We start from the raw sequence: 26,430 nt of genomic DNA, 5'->3' as shown, positions 1-26,430 counted from the left end.
GTGTGTGGGACCGCATGTGATCAACGATCGCTTCCTGCTGGTGGGAGACAGCGCGCGCAGCGGCGGTCTGTCGGAGGTGCGCAAGGCCGTCGACACGGCAAATAGCGACAGTGACAGGCAGTTCGCGGCGATCAAGTTACTCAAGCGGCGCGACGACGAAATTATCAAGGTCTTCCTGGAGCGAGAGACCGCCGCGCTCAAAGCTGTTGAGCACCCTCATATCGTGCGGATGCTGGAGTCGGGCTGGGACCCGGTTCTGGAGCGGTACTACATCGCCCTGGAGTGGGTGGAACGCAGTCTGAAGGACGATCTGCAGGCTCGGCGGCCCGTCGGCTGGGACGCCTACTTCGAGAAGATCGGCAAGCCCCTGGCGAGCGCGCTGGCGCACGCGCACTCCCTGAACATCGAACATCGTGACCTCAAACCGGGCAACGTCCTGCTCACCGAGGCCGGAGTGCCCAAGCTAGCGGACTTCGGCATCGCCAAGATCCGTTCCAAGGTCGTCGTGACCGACGAGACCGTGGCCGAGTACCGTTCGAACCTATACTCCCCGCCTGAACACGAGGATGCCGTGCCCTACGTGCGGGACGTCTTCGGCTACGGTGTCCTCGCCGTTCAGACGCTGTCCGGTAGCAAGGCCCGTGATTACCCGGACCTCAGGCCTGTCCTGGATGAGCTCGACCTTGCCACCGAGTTCCGCGAGATTCTGGGCTCGTGCATCGACTTCGACCCGAGAAAGCGGCCGGCTAACGCCGCAGTGCTCGAACAGCGCCTTCTTGAGGCCGAGTACGTCTGCGCGGGTCGCCAGTCCCGCAAGAGCAACTTCTTCTGGCTCAAGCTCACTCGCTCCGCGGCCGCGAAGCTCGCCGAGACGCCCGAGGACGCGGAACCAGACTGGGACCGAGCCAAGAATGCAGTCCTCGCCGATCTGTCAGGCATCGTGCACGTCGACTACGGCTACAACCCGCAAACCGATGAGGTCGACCAGAGCACCCTACGTCTGTTTGGCAAGTCCTGCTTCCTGCGGCTGCGTTCTGACGATCAGTACCCCGAGCGTTCCGTGATCGTCCAGGCTCTCACCAAGCCCGACGAGTGGATGAACCGACAGCGCAAGCACGTCCTGGCTCTTCCGCCGGTCCTTACCTGGATCTTCGACGACCCGGGAGAGGAACCCGCCTATCAGGGCCGCAACCTTCTGCTGGACCACCTCGACGACCACCTTGCCCGCCGGAAGGAGGAACACCAGGACGAACAGCCGCGCAGCCTCGGAGATCTCTTCGAGGGGTGGCGCAGGCTCCTGGACGCCCGCGAGGAGGTCGCGGCTGGCGGACGCCAGGTCCTCGAATACGACCGGGTCACCGGAACCGGCCGCACAAGGGTGTTCCATCTGGCCAAGCCGGGTACCGCGCCTCCGGTCGGCGAAGAATGGTCCATCGCTCCATTCGCACAGGCCAGGCCGGTAGAGCGCGGCGAAGTCACGGCCCAGTCTGAGGAGACTGTGGCGATCCGCTTCACCCGCCCCACCGCCAGGGTGCCGGACCGGGGTGTGCTGTTGCCGTTCCTCGGCCCCAGCCAGCAAGCCCTGAACCGGCAGCGGGACGCACTGACGACCGTCATGGCTGGGCAGGGTACCAACCAACTTCTGCGCGACATCATCGACAATCCCGCTGCCATCGTGTCCCAGCCGCCCGCCGAGATCACTCGTTGGTTCCGCGAGGATCTGGACAAGAGCAAACGCGACGTGGTCAAGCACGCTCTCGGCTCCCAGGACCTCCTGCTGGTCGAAGGACCGCCAGGAACGGGCAAGACGACCGTCATCGCCGAGATCGTCGAACAGACCCTTGAGCGTGATCCCAACGCGCGCATCCTCATCGTCAGTCAGACCCACATTGCTATCGACAATGCACTGCGCCGCATCGAGGAGGCCGGTGTCCAGGGGCTGGTGCGCCTCGGACGGCCCGACGACCCCAGAGTCGCTGAAAGCGCCCAGCACCTTCTGCTGGACCGCCAGGTCAAGAAGTGGACCCAGCAGGTACGGGCCCGTGCAGAGTCCTACCTCGACGGCGTTGCCAACCGGGGCGGCGTGGAAGCGCGCCACCTCAAGGCTGCCCTCACTCTGGAAGAGCTCGCCTCGGTCGCCGCCGACCTGAACCACGTCACCCTCAAGCTCGAAGAGCTCAACAGCCGACCCGCCCCCGAGCGCACCACCTCTGCGCGCGATCTCGGCGAAGAGCTCGTTACTGTCCGAGCCCGGCGCGACCAGCTCCTCGACCAGCGCCACGAGTTGTACGTCGAGGCGCAGCGGGTTCTCGCAGGTGACCTCACTTTGCGGGAGAATCTCACTCCTGGCGAGGCCCGGGACGCTGTGGAGGCCCTTCTGGGCCCGACCGGAAGCGGCCGGGATCTGATGCGGTTGCTGCGGCTGCAAGGACAGTGGCTGCAGCGCATCAGCACCGACCAGGACCTACTTGCCGAGTTCCTGCGCACACGGCAGGTCGTCGGCGGAACCGCGATCGGCTTCCTGGGACACCCGGCGGCACGCGACCTGGAATTCGATCTGTGCATCTTCGATGAGGCCTCCAAGGCCACCGCGACCGAGGCCCTCGTACCTCTCGCCCGGTCCCAGCGGTGGGTGCTGGTCGGTGACACTCGCCAACTGCCGCCCATCGACGAGGACCTCCTTCGCGATAAAAAGATCATGGCGGACTACCAGCTCATCCCCGAACTGGTAACCACCACCCTGTTCCAGTACCTGGCCACCCATACCGCCCATCCCATCCAGCACCTGCTGCGTGAGCAGTACCGCATGACCCCCGCCATCGGGAACATGATCTCGACCTGCTTCTACGGCGGTAAGCTGCTGTCGCCCAACCCCCACACGCTGCCGGGCTACGACCAGATCAACAAGCCCGTCCTGTGGCTCGACACCACCAAACTCCCCAGCCGCCGCGAGTCCGAGCGCACCAGCACCGAGACGAGCATCTCCAACCGCACCGAGGCCAAGCTCGCGGTCAAGCGCCTGGAGACAATCGACAAGGCTATTGACCGACAGCTGATCAAGACCCCGCCCGGCCGCAAGCTGGACGTCCTGGCCATCGCCCCCTACGGCCGACAGGTCGAAGAACTTAATCGGCAACTCGCCGAGGTCCGGCTCAAGCACCTGGCAGTCGAGGTGCTGTCCGTCGACGCGGTGCAGGGCCGAGAGTGTGACCTGGCCGTCTTCTCCGTCACCCGCAGCAACGACCGGTCAGATTTCGGCTTCCTCGGCGAACCGTACTGGCGGCGCATCAACGTTGCGCTCTCCCGTGCCCGCTTCGGCCTCATCGTCGTGGGGGACGCGGCGTTCTGCCGCAGCAAACGCGGCGCGCTGCGCGATGTCCTCGACTACATGTCTAGCCACCCGCAGGAGTGCGAGGTCCGCGATGCCTACCTTTAGCGAGAACAGCCTCCTGCACATCCGCTTCCACAACGACCGCCAGGGACTGGAGCTCGTCGCCATCGTCGACGCCGGCATCCCCGTTGCCCTGGTCACCGCCGACATCCTCGCCCAGGACCGCAAGCCACTGCCCCTGCTCCAGGAATTCGTCCTCCACCTCGTCGGCGAGAACGTCGAGACCGAGGAAGCCATCGCCGGCATCCTCGGCCTGCCCCAGCGGATGGTCACCCACACCATCGCCCGGCAGTTCTCCGACGACCTGCTCACCTACACGGCAAGCCGGCTCAGAAGCGGTGCTGAGCCGGCTGCCCAAAGGCTGCGCCTGACAGCCCGCGGTCAGCAGACCGCCCACGACATGGCCGCCATCACTCCCGTGCAGGTCGGTCAGCCACTTGTCTACGATCAGCTGCTCGGTAAGGCCAAGCCATATGACCGCCACACGGTCATCCCCCATCGCCAGGCCGAGGAAGAAGGCGTCGTCGTGCTACCCGCGCCTCATTCCGGGGTCTTGGAGACCAGCGACATCCCGGTCTCCGACATCAACGCCCTGCTGCGCGAGCGCGGGACCACCAACCGCGAAGTCCTACTGGTCCGCGGAATCACCCAGGCCAAGGCCCGCCGCGTCATGCCGGCCAAACTTCTCGTCTACGCAGACCCTGAGCGTACTGACATCCAACTCGGCGTCGTCGTGGACGGGGAGCTCAGCCATGCCCACGAGATTGCTCTACTCAACCACGGCGGTGCCAAGGCTCTCGGTATCCAGGTCGAACCCGCGTCCGAACGTCCCGCGCTGGCCCCGGACCTCGAGCGCGCTCGTATCGACCTGTCGCAGGCCACCCGTCAACGCGCTGACCAGGCAGCAGCCCAGCTCGGTATCCAACAATCGGATGACCAAAGCCAGACTGGAGGAGCCGCAATACGGCGCGATCAGGTCCGCGCGATCAGCGTTTTCGAGCACCCCGACCTGCTGGACGAAGCCCTCACCCAGGCTCGACAACGCATCCTGATCATCTCCCCCTGGATCAAGAACGCCATCATCACCACCGATTTCCTCACCAAGCTCGAGAATCGGCTCAAGCGCGGCACCACCGTCCACATCGCCTACGGCTACCAGGACAACGACACCAAGACCGACCCTGCAGCCGTCCGCAAGCTCGAGAACCTAGCCCACCGCTACCCTGCCAAGCTCACAGTCGCCCGCCTGAAATCCACTCACGCGAAGATCCTCATCTTCGACGACACCTGGATCGCCACAAGCTTCAATTGGCTCTCCTTCCGTGGCGACCCCGACCGCACCTACCGCATGGAAGAGGGCACCCTCGTCAGCAACAGGCAAGCCGCCGACGATCAGTACCGTCGCTACATCGAGCTGATCGATCAGGAACGCCGGTAACGGACGCAGTTGTGTTGGACCGTTCCCCGTCCAGATGGTCGTCCTGCTGTCGGCCACCTTCGTGTGAGCGGAGCCGTCTTTCCGAGGCCGACTGCGGGGAGGTGGCCCACGTCGGCGCCGAAACCCGTGCCGCGGCCAAGAGCGGGCTCGAGTGGAAGTACCATCCCGCGGCGAGCCATCACTGAAGGCTGTCTTACCAGTTGCCTACTCGTCGTCGGCCAGGCGGGTCGCTTGGGCTCATCCGCGCAAGCGATCGGAATCGCCTCCAATGTGGGCTGGGCTGATTGGAAACCTCCGTGTGCCGACGGATGGCGCTGCCCTGGTACTCGCCATCCGCTGAAGCTCCGGCTCACCGCCGCTGCTTGGGGCCGGCAGGTCGCAGTGGATCGTGACGGACATTTGGTTGCTGCGGCGTTCGATGGGGGAGGCCAGCCGTTCAGTGTAGGTTTTGACCCGCTCCCCCCGCGATATCTTCTGCACGGATAAATTGGCCTAACCCTCCAGTCGGAGGTGCTCCTCAAGGGCAATGCGGATGCGGGAAATACGCGCTTCGGCTTTCCGAAGCGAAGCGGCGACCTCCGAGCCTTTATCGGCCAGGACTTTGGGAGGGGCCTCGGACTCGTCCTCAGCGTCTCCCTCGCGAATCAGCCGGAGGATTTCTTGAAGGGCGCGGTGCTGGTCGTCGTCCTCAAGGTGATCGGAAAGTTCCATCCACTTCGCCTCGGTGCCAGCTGCCTCCTTGGCAGCAAGGAGAACGACGCCCCGAACAACCCCACGGACGATGTCCTCAAGCTCAAGGGCGTGCTGGAGCAGGGGGGTCACTCCCACGTCCGCATCATCGGGCTGCTGGCCTGATCTGAACATTCCATAGAAGTGCCAGGGATCTTGCTTCTCGCTCAGGCGTGCCAATGCTTTGAAAACGGGCCCGAAGGAGGACATCGGCGGATCCTGGGTGTTCAGGGAGGCCCGATGGCTCCAAAGCTTAAGAATGGTATTTGCCGCTTCGCGTCGAGCGCTGTCGATTTGCGAGTCATCCGCTGCCTGGGCGCGGATGATCAGATCGCCGATGTGATGTGCCATCCAGCGGCCGAGAACGTCGTTGCTTGGCAAGCTCTGCGCGATCTCTTTGCCGAGTGCGAGCGTTTTCTCAAAGCTCGCCACATCCTCCGGAGGCATCGAAGAGGTAAATCTTGAAGGATCGCTCGGGGAAGGGGAGGTGTTCGTCATCGTCGTCGTCCCGAATGCTGGAGTAGGAGGGCTTGTGGTCGTCGTGGGTGCGGTCGATCATCACCTCGACGATCAGACTTCGGTCGGTCGCGGCGAGCAGTTCGAGGAGGGCGTCGCGCCGGATCTCAAGTCGCTCGCCGTGTTGTCCGATGCTGGCGCGCCGCCCGGATTCCGTACGGTCGCTCCAGACCACGCTGCGAAGGGCAGGACCATCAGCACGTCTCCAGATGCGCATGTCGGAATCCGGAACGAGGCCGAGTATCGAAGCGAACTCATCGGCGGGGTGAGCAGGCGGGTATCCGACAGAAGCGGCAACAGGGTCCCTCACGTCCTGGCCGTCGCGCTTGTATTGGTCCACGATCCAGCCGTTCAGCTCGAAGCCGTCGGCCGAGAACCGGTCGTCCTCGGCCTCAGGGAGACAGAAGCCCATGTATGACGGGGCTGTTTGCAGAGCGAGGGCCAGCGCCCGCGCGTTGGTGGAGCCGGCCAGAGCGCTTCGGACGGAGACGTTCTGGGCCGCTCTGTCGGTGGCATCGTCCGACCTTTCCCATACCGTGATCCAGCCGTCGTCTGAAATGAGCCGTTGACTGAAGTGCTGGCTGTTGAGGCGCCAGATCCATTCCTGGCCGGGAGCATGGTCCGGCCCGGTAAAGATGCTTCCTGGTGACGGGTCGCGTCGGTCAGCAAGCCATCGGCCATCATCACGGCTGATGAGGAACTTGCCGAGCCAATCGGCGAATCGGTCGGTGTGTGAGTCCTCATCCTGGAGGGCGGGGTGCTTCGTGACCAGTTCTCCGGCCGCAGCCCACAGCGCATGGGTGGACAGGTAGAAACGAAGGTCCTCTTCCTGTGGCCATTCCGATTTATAGGCGAAGCTTGAGTCTCGTGGATAGAGCCTCAATGTATGGCGAGGGTCCTCATCTCGATAGAGAGGCTTCAGCCGATCGATGAGGACGTGATCGGCGAGCCTTTCGACTTCTTCCTCGCTGATTCCGAAGACTTCTGCGAGGGGTCGGCACCAGTAGTCGGAGAAGTCCAGAAAGAAGCGAAATCGGACGGACTCAGTGCTGGAGACGGCGGAGGTCTCGCCTGAACCTGCGTGGTTGTCCTCGGTTGCGGGCAATTTCTGCCGCCGAGTTGTCTGGTTCCGCCAGGAGTGGCGGATGATCTCCGTCGGCACATTGACGGACCGGCAGGTGTGGAGCTCGTCCGACGTCAGTTGAACGGTGTCGGAGGACGCCAGCGAGATCAGGGTGGTCCTGGCGCTCTCCTGCATGACGACGTGGGGAACATCGTCGAAGACGACCTTCCTCAACAGCGGTGCGAAGAGCGCGATCTGGTGGTGTGCGGCAGGGTCCTGAGCTGCCCGTGCCAGTGCGAAGAGGAGCCACTGGCGCGCGTGCAGGTCGTAGAAGGGAAGACGGGTGTCCCTGAACGGGGACACATCGAGGACACCTAGGGCGAGGCGGTGCAGGGCATCGAGTTCATCGGTGCAGCCGAAGGCCGCGAGAAGCCTTACGCAGTGGGCTGCCTGCCAGCGCGTGCCAGGTGCGGGATCACCGAGGGCGGTCCACACGTAGCCGGCCACGCATTCGCTGATTCTTGATGGGATGACAGGGAGCCGGGCGAACTCACCATCGCCGGAGTCTGTGGGTGCAACGTCGGCGAGCATGGTGGCCAGGTCATCGAGAAGGACTGCTGCTTGAAGGTGTGGAAGTCGCTGTGCCAGCCGCCCCGCCAGGGCGTAGCACTCCTCGGAGGTGAGTGCGACCTGATGCGATCCGAGTTCCTTAAGGGCTGCTCCCAGCAGGTCTTTGTTCGGAGTGCCGGCGAGCTCGGCGAGTGAATTCAAGTCGAGGGTGTCATAGCTCCGGGTCGTGAGTTCTCGGCAGAACCTGGTGGCGACCGTCCGGCCGAGATGACCGATTTGCCTGCGGGAAGCCTGCGGGAGAAGCGGCTGTTCGGCTAGCTTCTTGATCATCGCCGCATGGTCAAAGATGGAGAAGTGGGGGTTGCCTTCAAAGGCGGCCACCACGTCGTCGAGCTTGGGGAGCGGGACACGAGCGGCCCGGTCGACCACACTTTCCCATCTCAGCTGCGCCTTGGAGTCGCGGACCAATGCGCGGGCTGCTTCCCAGCCCTCGGCGGTGGTGAGGTCGTACGCCGTTAGGGCTTCCTCCGCCTGCTGTCTGTGCGCGACTCGGGCCTCGTCCTCCTCCTCGTACCAGTGTCGTGAACGCTTGGCGGTCGAGGAGAAAGCAACGTGACGTGCGGCAGGAGCGAGTGGTGTCCCGTCGAGATCGATGCCAAGCTCGTTGGCAGTCTGATCGAGGCGGTCAAAGGCCTCGGCGTGAAATCGCTCAGATCGGAGGAACTCCCCGACCGCCTGGGCGATGAGTTGGCCGCGGGCGGGCACATGGCGGAACGCCCGCTCGACGAGCTGAAGGGGGTTGACGCCGTGGCCGTCGAAGGGCAGCAGCCCCAGCTGTACGGTGGCGGTGAGCGGACTGTTGGTCTCGGAGGTGGCCGCTCGCATGAACGGCAGTTCGGAACAGAAGCGCCGGTCTCGCCAGCGAGAGGCTATGGCTGTTGCCGATCGTCCGCTTAGGCGGCTGATTGCGGCGAGCGCCTCGGAGGGGTCAGCGGCATCTCCGACGAACGGGTCGAGGCCCTCAACGATTTGCGCGACGCGGTAGGCGCGGGCATCGTCGCTCTCGGTCTCTGATGAGGCAGCCCGTGTGAGAGCGACAAGTGCCCGCCACACCGCATGGACATCGTCCCCCACGCGATCCGTCAGATCGATGGCGTGAATGAAGTAGGCCTGGGCCTCCCTGGGATCGAACCGATAGACGGCCCGGGCCAGATCGACCATCTGCTCCGCCTTGAGCTCCGCGCTCTCGTGGGAGGCGTCGAGTACCTTCGCGGCCAGCTCCGCCACGCTCACCGTGATGTGTGCCAGCTCCGGGATGCCGGCTGCTGTCCGCACCACGTCGATGAGGCTGGTGACACTAATGTGACGTTCCGCCTCTGAGTACCAGTTCAGGAGCAGCTTCCGCGATTCCTCTGACGAGCCGAAGGCGAGGATCCGGGGGCCGAAGTGCGAGGCACCTCGGATAAGGAGGTGGGGGGTCTCGTAGTCGGAGTAGCTCTTGAGCCTGGTCACCGCCAGCTCCCGGAACCGGGCATCTGTGTCCTCGGCGGCGCCGACCAGGCAGTCGACCCAGAGGGCAGCCAACCCGGCCAGGGGAATCACGCTGTGCTCATGCTCCGTCAGTTCTCGGGAGTGGACGTAAGGGTGGCGACGTGCCTCGATCACATCGGCCCCGGTGATGTCATCCAGCTCGAACGGCTCGTGCCGAACCCTGGCGAGCAACGAGAACCCGCAAAGCAGGGTCTCCGTACCGTGACCATATCGACTTCCCGCTGCCCGTCCCAGGTCCCTTGGCAGATTCAGCCGGAGGATCCGTTCGGCTTCGCTGTCGGGCAGAACGCCATGCCGAAGCCCCATTGCGACGATCCAAATGACTGCCTGGAGTGCGAGGTTCTCCTGCCCGTAGTGGTGGCGGAAGGAGATCGGTCTCCGCTGCCTCCTCAGTACCCTGACCAAATGCTGCGCGAGCGGCCTTCGACAGACGACGTTGGCATTCCAGGCGGCCGCAGCGACCGCGAATCGCAAGTACTTCACCCGTGTCGCGGCTCGGCCGAGCTCTTCAAGTTCGACGACGCGGCCAGCGTCGGCGAGCCGGGTTGCGATGATCAGTCCCGTGTCGAACGCAAGATGCTTGGGGCGCCACCGGGCTAGGTGGTCGATGCAGGCCTCCACCCCGTCGGTATTCAGCAGGCCGAAAGCGATTTCGGCGATGTCCGCGGAGCCGACGCCGTGATCTTGGCGTTCTTCGCGGGGTTGCCGCACCCAGGCACGGATCCAGTCGGCAGCACTGCGCAACCTGCTGCGGGCGAAGTCCGTTCGCCCCTCTGCCGCGGAGAGCAGCGCCCCTTCGTAGTGCAGGTTCGATCCCGGCCAGTCCCCCGCAAGACTGCGCGTGGCAACCATGTCCTCGATGGTCCGAGCATCCAGGAACTGCCCGGCCAGATCGGTGTTCCGACGCAACAACTGGATCCTGCGGGAGTGGCCCGCGGCCAGACCGGCGGCCTTGAGTGCAAGCCGTGCTGCCTCGAAGTCCCGCCCTGCGCGGAGGGTCGCCTTGAGGGCGAATTGGGCGCGTTGCTGAGCGATCTCGTGCTCTTCCAGGTCGTTGCCCCGAGGTAGAGCGCCGTCGGTCAACGCCAGATCGACGAGGGTGTCGACCTGATCCGCCTCCCAGAGCAACTGCGGCAGGGACGCTGCCACGTACGGTTCCGTGGCGGCGAGCGGGGTCAGCCGGTCGAGGAAGTCAGTCAGGGCTTTGCCAGTTGGGCGGCATCTGGTCCGGAACCAGGTTTCGGTCGGTTCGTCGCGGAACTGCAGGGTGTCGCCGTCCACGAGCAGCGGTCGTCCGAGATCCGCCACGAAGCTATGGATCAAGGCAGGCGGTACTGAGCACAGTTCTGCCAGGACACGGACGGGGATCCGCGGCCGCAGCGCGGCGAGAGCCTCGCACAACCGGTCGATCTCATTGGCGGAGTGGTGGGCGTCCTTGCATTTGTCCACCAATCCCTGCAGCAGCCCGTCCAGCATGGTGCCGTCGGTCTGCCGCACTCCGCCGAGAGAGGAGAGGCAGGCCTCGATGTCCGTGGCCGAGTCGAGCGCGAGGGCTTGCACCCGGGGGTTCCCGTCAGTCAGACGGTGAAACTCCGACGCCTGCTGGTCGGTGACGGCGCCGAACACCGACGCGAGGAGCTGCTTGGTCTCCCCGGCATCGAAGCCCACGAGCTCGATCCGGCGCGCCAGAGGCGGTGGATCAAGCAGGTCGATGCGCTCGGTCCGGCAGAGCATCAGCAGACGCACGTTGCCGGGTAGAGGTTCGCGCAACAAGTCGGTGACGAAGGTGCGTTCGTCGCAGTCCTCGGCGAAGAGGGCCGCGTTGTCAGCCGCATCCACAATCACGGCCAGCAGCGCCTGTGGGGCCGTGGCAGACAGGGTCTCCGACGCGGTCCGAACCCGGGCCAGAAACGCCTTGGCGTAGTCGGAGGGCAGGGCTGTAGCCGAAGGAATCAGAGGGTCGCACAGAGCGTGTGAGGCCAGCTCGTTCGACAGTTGCACCAGACCCTGCCGGTGCTGGTGCCGCGGCGCGCTGGCACGCCGGTATCCGCCGTTGCCGAAGCAGTCATAGACCAGCGTGACGGAGCCGTCCGGGAGGTTTTGTTCGACCTGCGTGGCGAAGACCGACTTCCCGACGCCGCCGGCTGCGTGCACGATCACGGGCTGCCCGGCGAGCGCCACGACTTCGTCGACGATCTCACGGGTCTGCGCGGTGACGATCACGGAGCTGGGACGGCCGATGAGGTTCGGCGCGGGGAGGAGTAGATCGGGTGCGGTCCTGAGCGAGGTTAGGACCGTGAGTCTGGTGATGACGGGGTCAGATTCGAGGGATGTGGCGCGCCTGGCGACCATCTCCTTGAGCAGCACGTGCTCGACGTCAGGAGCTCCGGGGAGGAAGCCCGCGAGATCCATCCTGAAGTGACCCTCCAGGCGTAGCAGGCCCGGAGCTCTGGAATCGACTTCGAAACGACCGAAGAACAGGGCTTCGCCATCCGGATCGTCGTTGAACGCCGCGTACTGCTTGAGGAACTTGATCTCGCTCTTGTGCTCCTGCGCTGCACTCTTCGAAGCGAGGGCCTCGATCGCCTTCAGGACCGAGCTGCTCATCGGCCGATTGGAGAGGAACTCGAATGATACCTTCTGCTCGGCTCCGGAGAGCTCGGATCTGATGCGGCGGAACTTCTCGGCGAACCCCTTGACGGTCTTGGAGAGCCCCGACACCGTCCATTCCTTGTCCGCCTGGACAGTCGAGTGCTTGAGCTGTCGGTACACCACGCGGCTGGCATCCCTAAGACCGCTCGCCCCGTAGTACTCGGCGATGTCGATGACATCCTCGCCATCGTCGCGCGCGGTGTCATCCGGCGAAACGCCCTCGACGACGATCGCCGTCAGGTCCGTGTCGGGCGACAGCAGCTTGAGTGCTTGCCGAGCGCCCCAGTGGTAGTGGAACTGGTCGCCGTCCCGACTCGCACGAAGGCGATCGGTCTCGGTCATCCGTTGACCTGACGGAGCTGGGTATCGTTGCGGCTCGGCAAGGCTCTCTCCTCAACATCGCAGGAGGTGGGACAGGACGACGTCTGCACAACGTAGCACCGGGCAGACAATCTGCAGGCTGCGTATCTTGGTGCTTGCCCGGGTAGGTCAGTCCTCCGCGGTGGTGTCCGTCCAGGAGCAACCTCGTAACACGAGGAGCGGCGAACAGCACGCCTGTCTGAATATCCAACGGGGATATGGCGCTTTGCTCGCCAAGTTGCAAATGTATCAACTGATTTATTGAACAAATTACATAGAGATGGTGACTGGACGCCCCTTGGTGGCAGCTCAGCTGCTGCCGGGAGGTAGCCCCGCCTGTGCGGCATGCTGCAAGACGGGGCCACCTCCAGAATGGTCAAGAGACCCTATCTGAAGGTCAGTTGTTCACATCGAACGCTGCGGTGACGGGCGCGTGGTCGGACCAGCGCTCGGCGTGGGAAGCCGGCCGTTCGACGTAGGCCTCGACGCACTTCTTAGCGAGGATTCCAGTAGCGATAATTAGGTCAATTCTCCAGCCGGAGTCGTTGTCGAAGGCGCGGCCGCGGTAGGACCACCAGGTGTAGGGGCCGGTGCGGTCGGGGTGGAGGGTGCGGACGACGTCGACGTAGCCGGCTTCGTCGTAGACGCGGGAGAGCCAGGCGCGTTCTTCGGGGAGGAAGCCCGCGGACTTCTGGTTGGCCTTCCAGTTCTTGAGGTCTTCGGGGCGGTGGGCGATGTTCCAGTCGCCGCAGACGACGACCTCGCGGCCGTCGGCGGCGGCGCGGGTGCGCAGGGCGGTGAGGTGGACGAGGAATTCCGCCATGAAGCGTTCCTTCTCGTCCTGGCGGTCGGTGCCGACTTCACCGGAGGGGAGGTAGAGGCTGGCGACGGTCAGGCCGGGGAGGTCGATTTCGACATACCTGCCCGAATTGTCGAATTCCTCCGAGCCGAATCCGATGACGGTGCGCTGTGGCTCCGTCCGGGAGAGGACGGCGACGCCGGCGCGGCCCTTGGCGACGGAGGGGGCCCAGACCGCGTGCCAGCCGTCGAGGTCGCGCAGTTCGACGGGCAGCTGCCCGGGCTCGGAGCGCACCTCCTGCAGGCAGATCACGTCCGCCTCGGTGCCGGCCAGCCATTCGACGAAGCCCTTCTTGGCCGCCGCCCGGATTCCGTTCACATTCACACTCGTCACCACGATCACCCGGGCAGCCTACCGACTGGCCGTACCCGACCCGAACCCCGGCGCGCGGTGGTGGGGCCGGTCGCGACGGATTCCGACAGCGACTGACAGGAGCTGTCGTGAACGCGGCATGAATATGTGCGACAGTCGCACCAAGCGACGCCATTGGTCTTGACCATCTTCGGATGGAGCCCCTAGGGTCACTTACTGCAAGGACCTTTAATAAAGAAGGACGGATAAAGGCTCGCTCTCCCACCTGCCGCAACAGCGGACAGCGGGCCCGGGATCCGCCCTCCTTGTCGTAGGGCGGACAGGACAGACAGGTGGAGGCCACGGTGGGGACGACAGGACAGCTTTCAGCGGTGCCGGAGCCGAAGTACTGGCACCTGCGCACCGTGCTGCTGCGAGCCATCGACTCGGAGTTCTCCACCGGTCAGGTGCTGCCCAACGAGCGTGAGCTCTCGGCCCGCTTCGGCGTGGCGCGGGCGACGCTGCGCCAGGCGCTCGACCAGCTGGAGCTGGAGGGCCGCCTGGTGCGCCGCCGGGGTATCGGCACCCTGATCGCCGCCCCGCGGGTCGGCGTCCCGGTCAACCGGCAGGAGGAGGGCTGGCCCGGCGCCGCCCGCAGCCAGTCCTGGCGGACGATCGACTGCACCACCGCCCCCGCCACCGCGCAGCTGGCCAAGACCCTGGGCATCGCCGAGGGTGCCACCGTGCACACCGTCCGCCGGGTCCGCCTGGTGGAGGGCACCGCGGTGGCCGGCGAGTCGCTGCACGTCCCGGCCGCGGCGCTGCCGCACCTGCCGGGCTTCCGCGCGGAGAGCGACCGGGCCCGCTCGGTGCTGCGCCAGCTGGAGCGTCTGGAGGTCGACGGCGAGTCGCGCTCGGTCGAGCTCGGTGTCGCCGAGGCCGACGAGGCCGCCCTCCTGGAGCGCCCGCCGGGCACCCCGGTCCTGGTCATGACCACCCAGTACGCCTCGGTCGGCCGCCTGGTGGCGGTGGCCGTGGCCACCTACCGGGCGGACACCTGCAAGCTGACCTTCGGCGAGGCCGGACTGGTCGAGGTCACCCCGGTGGCCGCGAACGCCGAGGTGCGCACCGCTTCCTGAGGCACCGCTTCCTGAGGCACCGCTTCCTGAGGCACCGCCTCCTGAGGCACCGCCTCCTGAGGCAGGCACCGCCTCCTGAAACACCCCTGATCCATTTGCCGGAAACCCTCAGGCCGAGGCCCGGACGCCCGTCGGCGTCCGGGCCTTTGCCGTCTTGCCGTCGAGGGGTGGCGTACGGATGACCGCGGGCGAGGTCCGAGACCTCGGAGCACGATGCCGCGTTCCGGGCGGACGGAACGGCGCGCGGCCGCGGCGTGGGGGACTGAGCCCCCGCCGCCCCGCGCGTCAGGTCCGGGGGCCCGTCAGGTCCGGGGCGGGTCCACCGCGAACAGCTGCTCCTCGACGTGGTCGAGGGCGACGCGCAGGGCGCCCATCGCCACGACCTCCGAGCCGAGGGCCGCCAGGGCGACCTCGGGGGAGCGCAGGGTGAACTGGGCGAGGCGTTCGCGCAGCGGGTCCAGGACGCCGTCGAGTCCGGCCGCCCAGCCGCCGATGACCACCAGTTGGGGGTCGATGGCCAGGACGAGCGCGGCGACGCCCTGGACGAGGCGGGTGAGGAAGCGGTCCATGGCGACCTTGGCGACCTCGTCGCCCTCCCGGGCCAGCCGCAGGACGCGGGCGACGGCGGCCTCGTCCAGCGGGTTGAGCGGCTTGCCGGTGGTGGACAGCAGGCGCTCGGGGGTGACCTCCTGGCCGAGCAGGTGCAGGGCGCCGATCTCGCCGGCCGCGCCGCCGAAGCCGCGGTGCAGCCGGCCGTTGATGAGGGAGCCGGCGCCCGGGCTGAGGCCGGCCATCACGAAGACCACGTCGTGGGCGCCGACCGCCGAGCCCTGCCAGTGTTCGGCGATGGCGGCGAGGTTGGCGTCGTTCTCGATCAGGACCGGGCAGCGGAAGGAGCGGCGCAGCCGGGCGCCGAGGTCGAGGCCGGTCCAGCCGGGCATCGCGGTGCCGAGCTGGACGGTGCCCTCGCGGTCGACGATGCCGGGGGTGCCGATGCCGACGGCCCAGAGGTTGTCCCGGGAGATGCCGGCCTTGCGCAGCACCTCGGCGACGGCGGTGCGGACGGCGGTGAGCCGCTCCTCGGCCTCCAGGGTCTCGTCGACCGGCTTGAAGTGACTGCCCACCACCTCGCCGGTGAGGTCGGCCAGGATGACCCGGATGTCGTGCACACCGATCTCGATGCCGAGGATGTGCCCGGCTTCGGCGCGGAACCGGAACCAGCGGGCCGGGCGGCCGCGGCGGCCGGTGCCCGGCTGGCCGTCCTCCCTCGGCTGTTCGACCTCGGCGACCAGCCCGGTCTCGACCAGGCCCTCGATCACGCCCTCGACCGTCGGGCGGGAGAGCCCGGTCTCGCCGACGAGCTGAGTGAGGGTCACGGAGTGGCCGTTCCGCAGCGCCCGGAGCGTGACCGCCGCGTTGATCCGCCGCAGCAGTGAGGAGTCTCCTCCGGTGAGCCGATCCGCCAATGCGATGCCCTTCGCCGTTCGCGCGACTGCCCTGGCGCGCGGTGTCGAGTGCGCGGTGCCCACCGAATGGCCCGCGGGGTGCGCCCCCGGATCGCGGCACGGCGGCAGGGGGCCGCCTGCGCGGGGGCCGGAGGACAAGCGGAGCCTACCCGGGGACCGGCCCGGGCGGCGAGGATCCTCGCAGCTCACCCAGGCTTCGGTATCGAAATGGTACGGATCGGGTGGCGGTGCGTGACCCGGGCTTCACCGCGCGGCCACGGACGGTCCTGGCCCGGGCCGCCGGGACGGTGCCGACCAGCGGGAACGCGGGGGCAGCAGCGAGCCGAGGCCGCGCCGGGAGCCGACCGACAGGGCGCCGAGCACGGAACGGACCGCCCCGGCCGAGCCGACGGACAGCAGGCTGCCGACGGAGAGGACGGAGCCGGCCGACCCGATGGACAGCACGGAGCCGGCCGACCCGATGGAGAGGACGGACCCGACGGAGCCGATGGACAGCACCGAGCCGATGGAGCCGATGGACCGGAGCGAGCCGATGGACCCGATCGACCGGAGCGAGCCGAGCGAGCCGCGGGCGGGCCGGGCCGGACGTACTGAAGCGGAAGCGGAGCCGGAGGCGGTCATGGCCCTTGATCGTAGCCAGCCCGGCCGCGCACGTCCCGTCCCCGTCTCAGTCCACCCGGAGTCTCAGCCGACCCGGGGTCTCAGTCCACCCGGGCCGCGAACAGCCGGTGCCCCAGCAGCCCCATCGGGTGTCCGTCCTCCGGCAGGGTGTGGACGGCCGGGCAGCCCGCCGCGGTGAGGGCGGCCTGCCAGTGGTCCGCCGGGTGGGCGGGGAGGTGCTGCCGGGTGTGGCCGGTGATGAGCAGGTCGAGCTGTTCGGCGGTGGGGGCGAGGAGCAGCAGTCGGCCGCCGGGGGCGAGCAGTCGGACGAGCGCCTCGGCCTCCTCCTGCGGGGGCCGGGTCGCGGTGGCGACGACGAGGTCGTAGCGCCCGCGGTCGGGGGTGGCGTGGTGGTCGGCGCTGGGCCGGGGCCGGGCGGCGAGGGCCCGGGCGACGGTGGTGTCGACGCCGTCGGGGTCGAGTTCGAGGACGCGCAGCGGCGTGGGCCGGTCGTGGGCGTCGGCGGTGGCGCGTACCAGGGCGCCGAGGGCGGTGCCGAGGTAGCCGCGGGCGGCGGACCAGCGGACGGGGGCGGCGGCGGGGTGGGGTGCCGCTTCGCCGGTGATCAGCTTGGGCAGGGACAGGGCGCCGCGCCGCACCCGGTCGAGGGCGGCGGCGGGGCCGAGGCCGTCGGCCCAGGCCTCGGTGACCGGGCGCCAGGACTCGCGGACCTCGGCGGCGGCGAGTTCGGGGCCGCCGTGGAAGACCGGGCCCTGGGCTCCGCCGTCGTGTCGGGCTATCAGGCCGTGCCGGGCGAGCGCGTCGAGCCAGCGGGTGACCCGGGGGCGCTGGGCGGGGGTGACCATGGCGGTGGCGAGCAGTTCGGCCGCGGACCAGCCGCGTCCGGCGTCGGTGAGAACTCCCTGCTGCTGGAGGGCGAGCAGCAGGGAGGTGAGCACGGCGCGGTCGAGGCGGGCGCCGAAGTCGCGGAGCTGCGCGGCGGTGACGCCGATGCTGTGCTTCCAGGCGGCGGCCGTGGCGGCTTCGGTGTCGGCGCGCAGTCGGCGGTCGGCGGCCTCGGTGTCGCTGTCGGGGGCGCGGACGTGGGCGAGGACGGCGCCGAGCGCGTCGACGGCGGCGTAGACGTCCTCCTGGCGGGGTTCGGGGCCGATGTGCAGGACGAGCCGCAGCGCGCCGAGGTCGTGGTCGGGGAGCCGGGGCTGTCGGCTGAGGTGCCAGAGCAGGGCGGAGGGCAGGCTGAGGTGGGTGATGCGGTCGGCGGCGACGGCGGCGAGCAGGTCGTCGGGCCGCTGCTCGGGGTCGCCGCAGTGGACGGTGCCGCCGGCGAGCAGGGTGGCGAGGGCGAGTTCGACGGCGAGGTCGTTGACGGGGTGGAGCACGGTGTGCCGGATCGGCGGCGGGCCGAGGATGCCGGCCCAGTACCGCAGCCGCTGCTCGGCGGCGCGGGCGGCGGTGGGGGTCAGCGCGGAGTGGCCGGCGACGCGTTCGGCGAGGGCCCGCGGCAGGCCGCCGGGCGGGGAGACGCCGAGCAGCAGTCCGATGCCGCTGATCGCGCGCCCGTCGGCGACGACGGCGGGTCGTTCGCCGAGTTCGCGCAGCGCGCTGACCAGGGCGGGAGTCGTGGGCACGGTGATCACTCCGGGGTGCGGGGGAAACCGCACCACTGAACCACGGGGCCGGGCCGGTGGATCACGCCTACGGGTCAAGCTTCCGTAATGATTTTCATATCGCCTAGCCAAGCGGTTGGGGCGAAGTCGGGGCGAAACCGTCGGAACTCTCCCATTGCGGCCCCCGGTGCGGGGTCGATGGCAGCCCGGTGTGATCCCTTGACACTCGGTTCGGGTACTGGATTACTGGCCCTGACTGCGCCTGACCGAACGATCGGTAGGCACTCTCCGGAGTTCAGGCAGGCCCCCGAAGCCGGGTGACCGCCCACGGCTCCGGAGCGGCCGACCAGCGAAGGAGCGACGATGACCGGCACCGCACCCGTCCCGCGCCGACACCTCGGAGAGCCGATCCCGCCCGGGCTCCTGGACGCCGGCGAGCGGATGGGCCTGGACGAGCTGCGCGCCCACCAGCTCACCCGGCTGCGGGCCACCCTGCGGCACGCGTACGACAACGTCGAGCTCTACCGGCGCAAGTTCGACGCGGCCGGCGTCCGCCCCGAGGACTGCCGCGCCCTGGCGGACCTCGCCCGCTTCCCCTTCACCACCAAGGCCGACCTGCGCGAGGGCTACCCCTTCGGCATGTTCGCCGTCCCGATGGAGCGGGTCCGCCGGATCCACGCCTCCAGCGGCACCACCGGCCTGCCGACCGTCGTCGGCTACACCGAGAACGACCTCTCCCTCTGGGCCGACGTGGTCGCCCGCTCGATTCGCGCGGCCGGCGGCAGACCCGGCCACAAGGTGCACATCGCGTACGGCTACGGGCTGTTCACCGGCGGGCTCGGCGCGCACTACGGCGCGGAGCGGGCCGGCTGCACGGTCATCCCGGCCTCCGGCGGCATGACGGCCCGGCAGGTGCAGTTGATCCGGGACTTCGAGCCCGAGATCATCATGGTCACGCCGTCGTACCTGCTCACCCTGCTCGACGAGTTCGAGAAGCAGGGCGTCGACCCGCGCGGCACCTCGCTCAAGGTGGGCATCTTCGGGGCCGAGCCCTGGACGGAGGAGATGCGGCGGGAGATCGAGGAGCGGATGGACCTGCACGCCGTCGACATCTACGGCCTCTCCGAGGTGATCGGCCCGGGTGTGGCGCAGGAGTGCGTGGAGACCAAGGACGGGCTGCACATCTGGGAGGACCACTTCTACCCGGAGGTCGTCGACCCGTTCACCGACGAGGCGCTGCCGGAGGGGGAGGGCGGGGAACTGCTGTTCACCTCGCTCACCAAGGAGGCGCTGCCGATCATCCGCTACCGCACCCGGGACCTCAGCCGCCTGCTGCCCGGCACGGCCCGGCCCGCCTTCCGGCGGATGGAGAAGGTGACCGGGCGCAGCGACGACATGATCATCCTGCGCGGGGTCAACGTCTTCCCGACCCAGATCGAGGAGATCCTGCTGCGCACCCCGGCGGTCGCGCCGCACTTCCAGCTGCGGCTCACCCGGGAGGGGCGGCTGGACCGGATGACCGTCCGGGTCGAGGCCCGGCCGGACGCGCCCGCCGAGCAGCGGGAGGCGGCGCGGGAGGCGATCGTCCGCGCGGTGAAGGACGGGGTCGGCGTCACCGTCGCGGTCGAGGTGGTGGAGCCGTACACCCTGGAGCGCTCGGTCGGGAAGATCAAGCGGGTGGTGGACGAGCGGGGCTGAGCGCCCGGGCGACACCCCGGAGGGAGACCGGCGACACGCCAAGGGCGAGGCCGGAGGGAGGCCGGAGGCGCACAGCTGTCCGGGGGGTGATGCCGTGCGCCTCCGACGTCTACAGAAATGTAGACGAACAGCCTCCGGGTCGTCCAGCCCGATGGGGGCCCGGAGGTCCGGGTGCCCCCGTTCGGCGCAGCAAGGATCGTGCGGACGGGCGGAGCTGCGCAGACTCGGATGCGTGGGGGTGGACTCGACAGGAGAGGCATCCTCATGAGCATCCGGCTTCGCCGCGTCCTCGCGGTCACTGCAGTGGTCACCCTCGGCCTGGGCGCCGCGTCCTGCGGCAGCGCCAAGCAGTCCTCCAGCGGCGGATCCTCCGGTGGCGCCTCGGGCGGCGCGAGCGGCAGCGCCGCCGTGGGGGCCGTCCGGATCGGCCTGCTGCTGCCGGAGACCAAGACGACCCGCTACGAGCAGTTCGACCGCCCGCTGATCGAGGCGAAGATCAAGGAGCTGGCACCGCAGGCGCAGATCGACTACTACAACGCCAACCAGGACGCGACGACCCAGCAGACCCAGGTGGACACCGCCCTCACCAAGGGCGACAAGGTGCTGATCCTGGACGCGGTGGACTCCAAGTCGATCCAGTCCTCCGTGCAGAAGGCCCATGACGCGGGCGTCAAGGTGCTCGCCTACGACCGGCTCGCCCAGGGGCCGGTCGACGCGTACGTGTCCTTCGACAACCACAAGGTCGGCGAACTGCAGGGGAAGGCCCTGGTGGACGCGGTGGGCGACAAGGCGAACGCCGGCTCGATCATCATGATCAACGGCTCGCCGACCGACCCCAACGCGGCCGACTTCAAGGCCGGCGCGCACAGCGCGATCGACGGCAAGCTGAAGATCGGCAAGGAGTACGACACCCCGCAGTGGGACCCGAACCAGGCCAACCAGGAGGCCGCGGCGGCGATCACCGCGATCGGCGCGAGCAACGTGGTCGGCGTCTACTCCGCCAACGACGGCATGGCCGCCGGTATCGCCACCGCCCTCAAGGCGGCCGGCCTGAGCGTCCCGCTCACCGGCCAGGACGCCCAACTCGACGCCATCCAGCGGATCCTGGCCGGCACGCAGACCATGACGATCTACAAGCCGTTCAAGCCGGAGACCGACATCGCGGCCCAGATGGCCGTCGCGCTGGCCGCCGGCAAGACCCTCGACTCCACCCTCGCGCCGACGACGGTGACCAACGGCAGCGGCAACAAGGTGCCGGCCAACCTGATCACCCCGATCGTCGTCACCAAGGACAACGTCAAGGACACGGTGGTCAAGGACGGTCTCTACACCGTCGACCAGATCTGCACGCCGGACTACGCCGCCGCCTGCAAGTCCGCCGGCCTCCAGTAGCCGACGCCTCCCCGAAACCGCCGTCCCCCCTCGAACCCGAACAGGCCCCGCCTCCACGACGGAGGCGGGGCAAGGGAGTTGGTCACTGTGGCAGGTGAGACCGTACTGGCCCTGCGCGGGGTCTCCAAACGGTTCGGCGCCGTCCAGGCGCTCACCGACATCGAACTGGAGGTGCACCGCGGCGAGGTGGTCGCCCTGGTCGGCGACAACGGCGCCGGGAAGTCCACCCTGGTCAAGGCGATCGCCGGGGTGCACCAGCCCGACGAGGGCGTCATCGAGTGGCAAGGCAAGGCGGTGAGCATCCACCGGCCGCAGGACGCCCAGCAGTTGGGCATCGCCACCGTCTACCAGGACCTCGCGCTCTGCGACAACCTCGACGTGGTCGGGAACCTCTTCCTCGGCCGCGAGATCCGCCGCTTCACCGTCCTCGACGAGGTCGCGATGGAGAAGCGGTCCCGGCAGCTGCTGGACACCCTGTCCATCCGCATCCCCAGCGTGCGCATCCCGGTCGCCTCGCTCTCCGGCGGTCAGCGCCAGGTCGTCGCGATCGCCCGCGCGCTGATCGGCTCGCCCAAGGTCGTGATGCTGGACGAGCCGACCGCCGCCCTGGGCGTCGAGCAGACCGCCCAGGTGCTCGACCTGGTCGAGCGGCTGCGCGAGCAGGACCACGGCGTGATCCTCATCAGCCACAACATGGCGGACGTGATGGCCGTCGCGGACACCGTCGCGGTGCTGCGCCTCGGACGCAACAACGGCGTCTTCGACAAGCGCTACACCAACCAGGAAGAGATCATCTCGGCCATCACCGGCGCCACGGACAACGCCGTGACCCGCCGGAAGGCCCGCGGCCAGGAGGACTCCCAGTGAGCGAGAACAATCCGGGGGGCGCGCCCGGCGGCGGATCCGGCGGCGAACCCGAGCGCCGCCACGGCCCGCTGCCCGAGGACAGCATGCCCCTGGGCGGCGTCAACGCCCCCGTCCCGGTGGCCCCGGAGGCCACCCCCGCGGTCGACCCGCGGCTGATCGTCCGGCAGGAGGGCATCAAGGGCTACCTGGGCGAGTTCCGCCGCCGGATGAGCAGCGGCGAGCTGGGATCGCTGCCCGTGGTGCTCGCCCTGATCGTGATCTGGGCGGTGTTCGGCAGCCTGAACAGCAGCTTCCTGTCCGCCCAGAACCTCTCCAACCTGTCCCAGCAGATCGTCGGCACCGGCATGATCGCGATCGGCGTGGTCTTCGTGCTGCTGCTCGGCGAGATCGACCTGTCGGTGGGCTCGGTCAGCGGCCTGTGCGCGGCGATCTTCGCCGTCCTGAACGTCACCAACGGCGTCAACCAGTGGCTCGCGCTGATCACCGCCATCGTCGGCGGCGCGGTCGTCGGCGCGATCCACGGCATCTTCTTCGCCAAGGTCGGCGTGCCGGCCTTCGTGGTCACCCTGGCCGGCAACCTCGGCTGGAACGGCCTGATGCTGCAGGTCCTCGGCACCAACGGCACCGTCAACCTGTCCGGCAAGGACATCGTCTCCAGGCTCTACAGCACCATCTACGGCCAGCAGATCGCCGGGTACGGCGTGGCGGCGATCGGCGTCCTGCTGTTCCTGTTCGCCTCGCTGATCGACGCCCGCCGGCGCCAGGTCGCCGGTGTCCCGTCCCGGCCGCTCGCCGACATCGTGCTGCGCACCGTGCTGCTGGCCGTCGTCGCCTTCCTGGCCGCCTACACGCTCAACCAGTACAAGGGGCTGCCGCTCGCGCTGCTGATCTTCCTGATCTTCATCGTGGTGCTGGACTTCGTGCTGCGCCGCACCGCGTACGGGCGACAGGTGTTCGCGCTCGGCGGGAACATCGAGGGCGCCCGGCGGGCCGGTATCAACGTGTCCTGGATCCGGATCAGCGTCTTCACCATCTGCTCCACCATGGCGGCCGTCGGCGGCCTGTTCCTGGCGGCGCAGATCCAGTCGGCCAGCCAGACCTCCGGCGGCGGGAACCTGCTGATGAACGCCATCGCGGCGGCCGTCATCGGCGGCACCAGCCTCTTCGGCGGGCGCGGCAAGACCTGGTCGGCGCTGCTCGGTGCGCTGGTGATCGCCTCGATCCAGTCCGGGATGAACATCGAGGGCCTCAGCAACGCCATCCAGTTCATGATCACCGGCGCGGTGCTGCTGGCCGCCGTCGTGGTCGACTCGCTGGCCCGCCGCACCCAGAAGGCCGCCGGCCGCGCCTGAGCACCCCCGACCGGCCCTATGCTGCGGAGCATGCCGAATGAGCTGCGCACTCTTCAACCGGCCGAGGACCTCGCCTTCATCCGGCGCGAGACCGAGCTGAAGCCCGTCCCCTTCGTGCCCGAGATCAGCCTGTACATGGCCGAGGACGCGATCGCCCTCTGGGAGACCACCGAGCGGGCCCGCGGGGAGGACGGACTGCCGCCGCCGTTCTGGGCCTTCGCCTGGGCGGGCGGGGTGGCCGTCAGCCGCTACGTGCTGGACCACCCCGAGCTGGTGGCGGGGCGGACGGTGCTGGACGTCGCGGCCGGGTCCGGGCTGGTCGGCGTCGCCGCCGCGCTGCGCGGGGCGTCCGCCGTGCGGGCGGCCGAGATCGACGGCTACGCGGTGGCCGCGATCGGCCTCAACGCCGAGGCCAACGGGGTGCGGGTGGACGGCGCCCTGGTGGACCTGGTGGACGGCGACGGCGCCCCGGCCGAGGTGGTGCTCGCGGGCGACGTCTTCTACGAGCGGGCCATGGCCGCCCGCTTCCTGCCGTTCCTGGAGCGGGCCGCGGCGCGCGGGGCCACGGTCGTCGTGGGCGACCCGGGCCGCGCCTACCTGCCCCGGGAGCGGTTCACGGCGGTCGCGGCGTACCAGGTGCCGGTGGTCGCGGACCTGGAGGACACGGCGGTGAAGACCACCACGGTGTGGAGGCTCGGCTGACGGTGCCTCAGGGGCGGGGGATGGTCAAGGGGTGGTAAACGCTGACGCAAGATCATGCCATGATGGTTACTGACTGGTAATCCGATGATGTCCAGTCAGTGAACCGTGCACCACCGTAAGGAGTCACCCATGCGTCGACGCATCCCCGCCCTCGTCCTGACCGCCGCCCTGGCCGGCGGCGCCCTGGCGACGGTCGCGCAGGTCGCCACCGCCCAGCCGGCGGCCGCCGCCTCGATCACCGTTGACCTCAACCAGATGCGCCAGCAGGTCGCCGACCTGCGGGCCAAGGCCAACCGCCTGGACCGCGAGGGCGAGCGGGACGCCGCGCGCCGCGCCCGCGCCCAGGCCGACGCGCTGCAGCGCCGGATCGACCAGATCGAGAAGTCCGAGCGCGAGAGCGGCCGCCACTTCTGACGGTCGCCGCCCTCGGCGGCCGCCACTTCTGACGGTCGCCGCCCTCGGCGGCCGCCACCTCTGACGGCCGTCGCGCGATCAGGCGCCGCCCGCTTCGCCCCTCCGACGGAGGGCCGGGGCGGGCGGCGCCGCCGTTCCGGGGCTCGCTCCCGCCCGAGGGCCGAGCCGTCCAGGGTGTGGAATTCCCGGTGCCGGAGCCGAACCGGCTGCTAGACAGGCCGGCATGACCGACCAGATCGCCCTGCGCCCCGCCACCCCCGACGAGATCCCCGCCCTGCTCGCCCTCTGGGCCCGGGCCGCCAAGGGCGCCAGCATCACGGACGACGAGGCGGGCGTGGCCGCGCTGCTCGCCCGCGACCCGCAGTGCCTGATCGTCGCCACCCCGGCCGACGACCCGGCCGCCCTGCTCGGCACCGTGATCGCCGGCTGGGACGGCTGGCGCTGCCACCTCTACCGCCTCGCCGTCGACCCCGCCCACCGCCGCCGGGGCATCGGCGCCGCCCTGCTGGCGGCTGCCGAGGAACGCTTCGCCGCGCTCGGCGGCCGCCGGGCCGACGCCATGGTGCTGGACGACAACGCGCTCGGCCACCGCACCTGGCAGGCCGCCGGGTACGCGCCGGAGCCGCAGTGGAGCCGCTGGGTCAAGCCGCTGGAGAGCCGCTGAAGGTCGGCCGGATCGGGGCGGGCCTCAACGGGACCAAGCGGTCGCTGTCAGTCGAGCCATCCACGTTGGGCTGCTTTGAGGCCGGCCTCGAAACGGCTGGACGCGCCGAGGCGTTCCATCAGCGCCGCCATCTGACGGCGGACGCTCCGCGCGGAGATGCCCAGGCGCCGGCCCGCGACCTCGTCGGTGAGGCCGGACGCGAGCAGGGTGAGCAGTTCCCGCTCGGACGTGCTCAGGCCGGTCTCGGCGTCCTTTGACCGGTCGGCGCCGAGTGGGACGGCAGCTCGCCAGGTCTGTTCGAAGAGGGCCACCAGCGGGGCCACTATCCCGGGTGCGTCGGTGCACAGGGCGCCGCGCTTGGTGTCGGCGGGATCGATCGGGACGACGGCGAGCTCGCGGTCGAAGAGCAGCATGCGGGGCGGGAGTGTCGGGCAGGTGCGGACCTCGCCGCCGCTGTCGGTGAACCACCGGGCGTAGGCGAGGGTCGCGGGATCCCGTCGCGCACTGTCCTGGTAGAGCGTCATGAGGGTGACACCGCGCTGCATGGCCGCCTCGTCCAGCGGTTTCGACGCATCGAGGCTGGCCTGGGACTGGGCGCCACCGGGCATGACCGCCAGGCATTCCCCGGAGACCTTCTGGGCGAGGGTCTCCAACTTGAACTGGATGGCGTCGAGGCCCTCCAGGCGCTCGGTCGCGGCGGCCTCGGTGGTCATACCGGACGTGGCGGTCGAGCCGTCGGGCGACAGGCCGGCATACTCGGCAACCACCTGCGCAGCGGCGGCCCGACTCAACTCCAGTTGTGCGCGCCGGAGTTCGATCTCATCTTCCTCCTTCTGCAAGATGAGGTCGAGGGCGCGGCCCGGGCTGACCGGCCATAAGGTGCCGGGCAGGTCTCGCGACGGGCGCAGGAGTCTCAGATCGGCGAGCCGGTTCAGCGCCTCACGCACTGTGCTTTCGGGCAGGCGCACCTGCCCGCAGAGTCCCTGAACGCTCCCGCACGGATCGGTCAGCATGGCCCGGTACACGGCCTCCGCCTCGCTGTCCAGCCCAAGTCTGTCGAGCATGATGCGACCTACCCCCCGGTAGTT

17 protein-coding genes are annotated in these 26,430 nt (G+C 68.7%); 10 read left to right on the top strand and 7 right to left on the bottom strand.

Features of this window, described 5'->3' with window-relative positions:
• Nucleotides 1-4: 4 nt before the first annotated feature.
• Nucleotides 5-3,436 carry a bifunctional serine/threonine-protein kinase/DEAD/DEAH box helicase gene (locus ACYP53_RS24440; RefSeq protein ID WP_459648959.1) on the top strand — a complete coding sequence of 1,144 codons (3,432 nt, stop codon included), beginning with the start codon at nt 5-7 and terminating at the stop codon, nt 3,434-3,436.
• A complete protein-coding gene (locus ACYP53_RS24435; RefSeq protein ID WP_459648958.1) occupies nt 3,423-4,829 on the top strand; it encodes a phospholipase D-like domain-containing protein in 1,407 nt (468 codons plus the stop codon). Before ACYP53_RS24440 ends, ACYP53_RS24435 begins: the two co-directional genes overlap by 14 nt.
• Before the next feature lie 492 nt (nt 4,830-5,321).
• Here the strand turns inward: ACYP53_RS24435 and ACYP53_RS24430 are convergent, their stop codons facing one another.
• The 3 genes from ACYP53_RS24430 to ACYP53_RS24420 form a co-directional block, all read right to left on the bottom strand.
• Nucleotides 5,322-5,990 (bottom strand): hypothetical protein, encoded by a 669-nt coding sequence (locus ACYP53_RS24430; protein WP_459648957.1) that lies wholly within the window; start codon nt 5,988-5,990, stop codon nt 5,322-5,324.
• A complete protein-coding gene (locus ACYP53_RS24425; RefSeq protein WP_459648956.1) occupies nt 5,977-12,252 on the bottom strand; it encodes a hypothetical protein in 6,276 nt (2,091 codons plus the stop codon). The genes ACYP53_RS24430 and ACYP53_RS24425 overlap by 14 nt, the downstream gene beginning before the upstream one ends.
• 415 nt (nt 12,253-12,667) lie before the next feature.
• The gene (locus tag ACYP53_RS24420; RefSeq protein ID WP_459648955.1) at nt 12,668-13,471 is read right to left on the bottom strand and encodes an exodeoxyribonuclease III; all 804 of its coding nucleotides are present in this window, start codon (nt 13,469-13,471) and stop codon (nt 12,668-12,670) included.
• A gap of 314 nt (nt 13,472-13,785) precedes the next feature.
• Between ACYP53_RS24420 and ACYP53_RS24415 the strand changes: the two genes are divergently transcribed.
• Nucleotides 13,786-14,559, top strand: a complete 774-nt coding sequence (locus tag ACYP53_RS24415; RefSeq protein WP_189920152.1) for a GntR family transcriptional regulator — start codon at nt 13,786-13,788, stop codon at nt 14,557-14,559.
• Between the two features lie 302 nt (nt 14,560-14,861).
• Here ACYP53_RS24415 and ACYP53_RS24410 read toward each other — a convergent pair whose 3' ends face one another.
• The 3 genes from ACYP53_RS24410 to ACYP53_RS24400 form a co-directional block, all read right to left on the bottom strand.
• Nucleotides 14,862-16,025 (bottom strand): ROK family protein, encoded by a 1,164-nt coding sequence (locus ACYP53_RS24410; RefSeq protein ID WP_229928875.1) that lies wholly within the window; start codon nt 16,023-16,025, stop codon nt 14,862-14,864.
• Nucleotides 16,026-16,268: 243 nt separating this feature from the next.
• Nucleotides 16,269-16,646 (bottom strand): hypothetical protein, encoded by a 378-nt coding sequence (locus ACYP53_RS24405; protein ID WP_459648954.1) that lies wholly within the window; start codon nt 16,644-16,646, stop codon nt 16,269-16,271.
• 80 nt (nt 16,647-16,726) lie between these two features.
• Entirely contained in the window at nt 16,727-18,274 is a 1,548-nt protein-coding gene (locus tag ACYP53_RS24400; protein WP_459648953.1) for a hypothetical protein, read from the bottom strand.
• Nucleotides 18,275-18,616: 342 nt separating this feature from the next.
• On the opposite strand from ACYP53_RS24400, the gene paaK reads away from it, so the two are divergent.
• The 7 genes from paaK (at nt 18,617) to ACYP53_RS24365 (ending at nt 25,342) form a co-directional block, all read left to right on the top strand.
• Nucleotides 18,617-19,951, top strand: coding sequence for a phenylacetate--CoA ligase PaaK (gene paaK / locus ACYP53_RS24395; protein ID WP_459648952.1), 1,335 nt, complete (start codon nt 18,617-18,619; stop codon nt 19,949-19,951).
• Between the two features lie 264 nt (nt 19,952-20,215).
• Entirely contained in the window at nt 20,216-21,343 is a 1,128-nt protein-coding gene (locus ACYP53_RS24390) for a sugar ABC transporter substrate-binding protein (protein WP_189920161.1), read from the top strand.
• A gap of 87 nt (nt 21,344-21,430) precedes the next feature.
• Nucleotides 21,431-22,210, top strand: a complete 780-nt coding sequence (locus ACYP53_RS24385; protein ID WP_459648951.1) for an ATP-binding cassette domain-containing protein — start codon at nt 21,431-21,433, stop codon at nt 22,208-22,210.
• Between the two features lie 83 nt (nt 22,211-22,293).
• Entirely contained in the window at nt 22,294-23,562 is a 1,269-nt protein-coding gene (locus ACYP53_RS24380; RefSeq protein WP_459649821.1) for a sugar ABC transporter permease, read from the top strand.
• A gap of 30 nt (nt 23,563-23,592) precedes the next feature.
• Entirely contained in the window at nt 23,593-24,264 is a 672-nt protein-coding gene (locus tag ACYP53_RS24375) for a class I SAM-dependent methyltransferase (protein ID WP_459648950.1), read from the top strand.
• 129 nt (nt 24,265-24,393) lie between these two features.
• Entirely contained in the window at nt 24,394-24,678 is a 285-nt protein-coding gene (locus ACYP53_RS24370) for a hypothetical protein (RefSeq protein WP_189920167.1), read from the top strand.
• A gap of 223 nt (nt 24,679-24,901) precedes the next feature.
• Nucleotides 24,902-25,342 (top strand): GNAT family N-acetyltransferase, encoded by a 441-nt coding sequence (locus ACYP53_RS24365; RefSeq protein ID WP_459648949.1) that lies wholly within the window; start codon nt 24,902-24,904, stop codon nt 25,340-25,342.
• 47 nt (nt 25,343-25,389) lie between these two features.
• Here the strand turns inward: ACYP53_RS24365 and ACYP53_RS24360 are convergent, their stop codons facing one another.
• Nucleotides 25,390-26,406: a helix-turn-helix transcriptional regulator gene (locus ACYP53_RS24360; RefSeq protein ID WP_459648948.1), complete on the bottom strand. Its 1,017-nt coding sequence runs from the start codon at nt 26,404-26,406 to the stop codon at nt 25,390-25,392.
• Nucleotides 26,407-26,430 lie beyond the last annotated feature (24 nt).

Source organism: Kitasatospora sp. Ki12 (genome assembly GCF_054601375.1).
The sequence above is the reverse complement of the archived record's forward strand: the minus strand, read 5'-3'. Positions and strand labels throughout refer to the sequence as shown.

Bases quoted from the DNA above. Each gene is read 5' to 3' on its own strand.
- ACYP53_RS24390 (WP_189920161.1), top strand. From the start codon at position 20,216: ATGAGCATCCGGCTTCGCCGCGTCCTCGCGGTCACTGCAGTGGTCACC.
- ACYP53_RS24405 (WP_459648954.1), bottom strand. From the start codon at position 16,646: ATGACCGCCTCCGGCTCCGCTTCCGCTTCAGTACGTCCGGCCCGGCCC.
- ACYP53_RS24375 (WP_459648950.1), top strand. From the start codon at position 23,593: ATGCCGAATGAGCTGCGCACTCTTCAACCGGCCGAGGACCTCGCCTTC.
- ACYP53_RS24365 (WP_459648949.1), top strand. From the start codon at position 24,902: ATGACCGACCAGATCGCCCTGCGCCCCGCCACCCCCGACGAGATCCCC.
- ACYP53_RS24370 (WP_189920167.1), top strand. From the start codon at position 24,394: ATGCGTCGACGCATCCCCGCCCTCGTCCTGACCGCCGCCCTGGCCGGC.
- ACYP53_RS24380 (WP_459649821.1), top strand. From the start codon at position 22,294: ATGCCCCTGGGCGGCGTCAACGCCCCCGTCCCGGTGGCCCCGGAGGCC.
- ACYP53_RS24360 (WP_459648948.1), bottom strand. From the start codon at position 26,406: ATGCTCGACAGACTTGGGCTGGACAGCGAGGCGGAGGCCGTGTACCGG.
- ACYP53_RS24435 (WP_459648958.1), top strand. From the start codon at position 3,423: ATGCCTACCTTTAGCGAGAACAGCCTCCTGCACATCCGCTTCCACAAC.
- ACYP53_RS24425 (WP_459648956.1), bottom strand. From the start codon at position 12,252: ATGACCGAGACCGATCGCCTTCGTGCGAGTCGGGACGGCGACCAGTTC.
- paaK (WP_459648952.1), top strand. From the start codon at position 18,617: ATGACCGGCACCGCACCCGTCCCGCGCCGACACCTCGGAGAGCCGATC.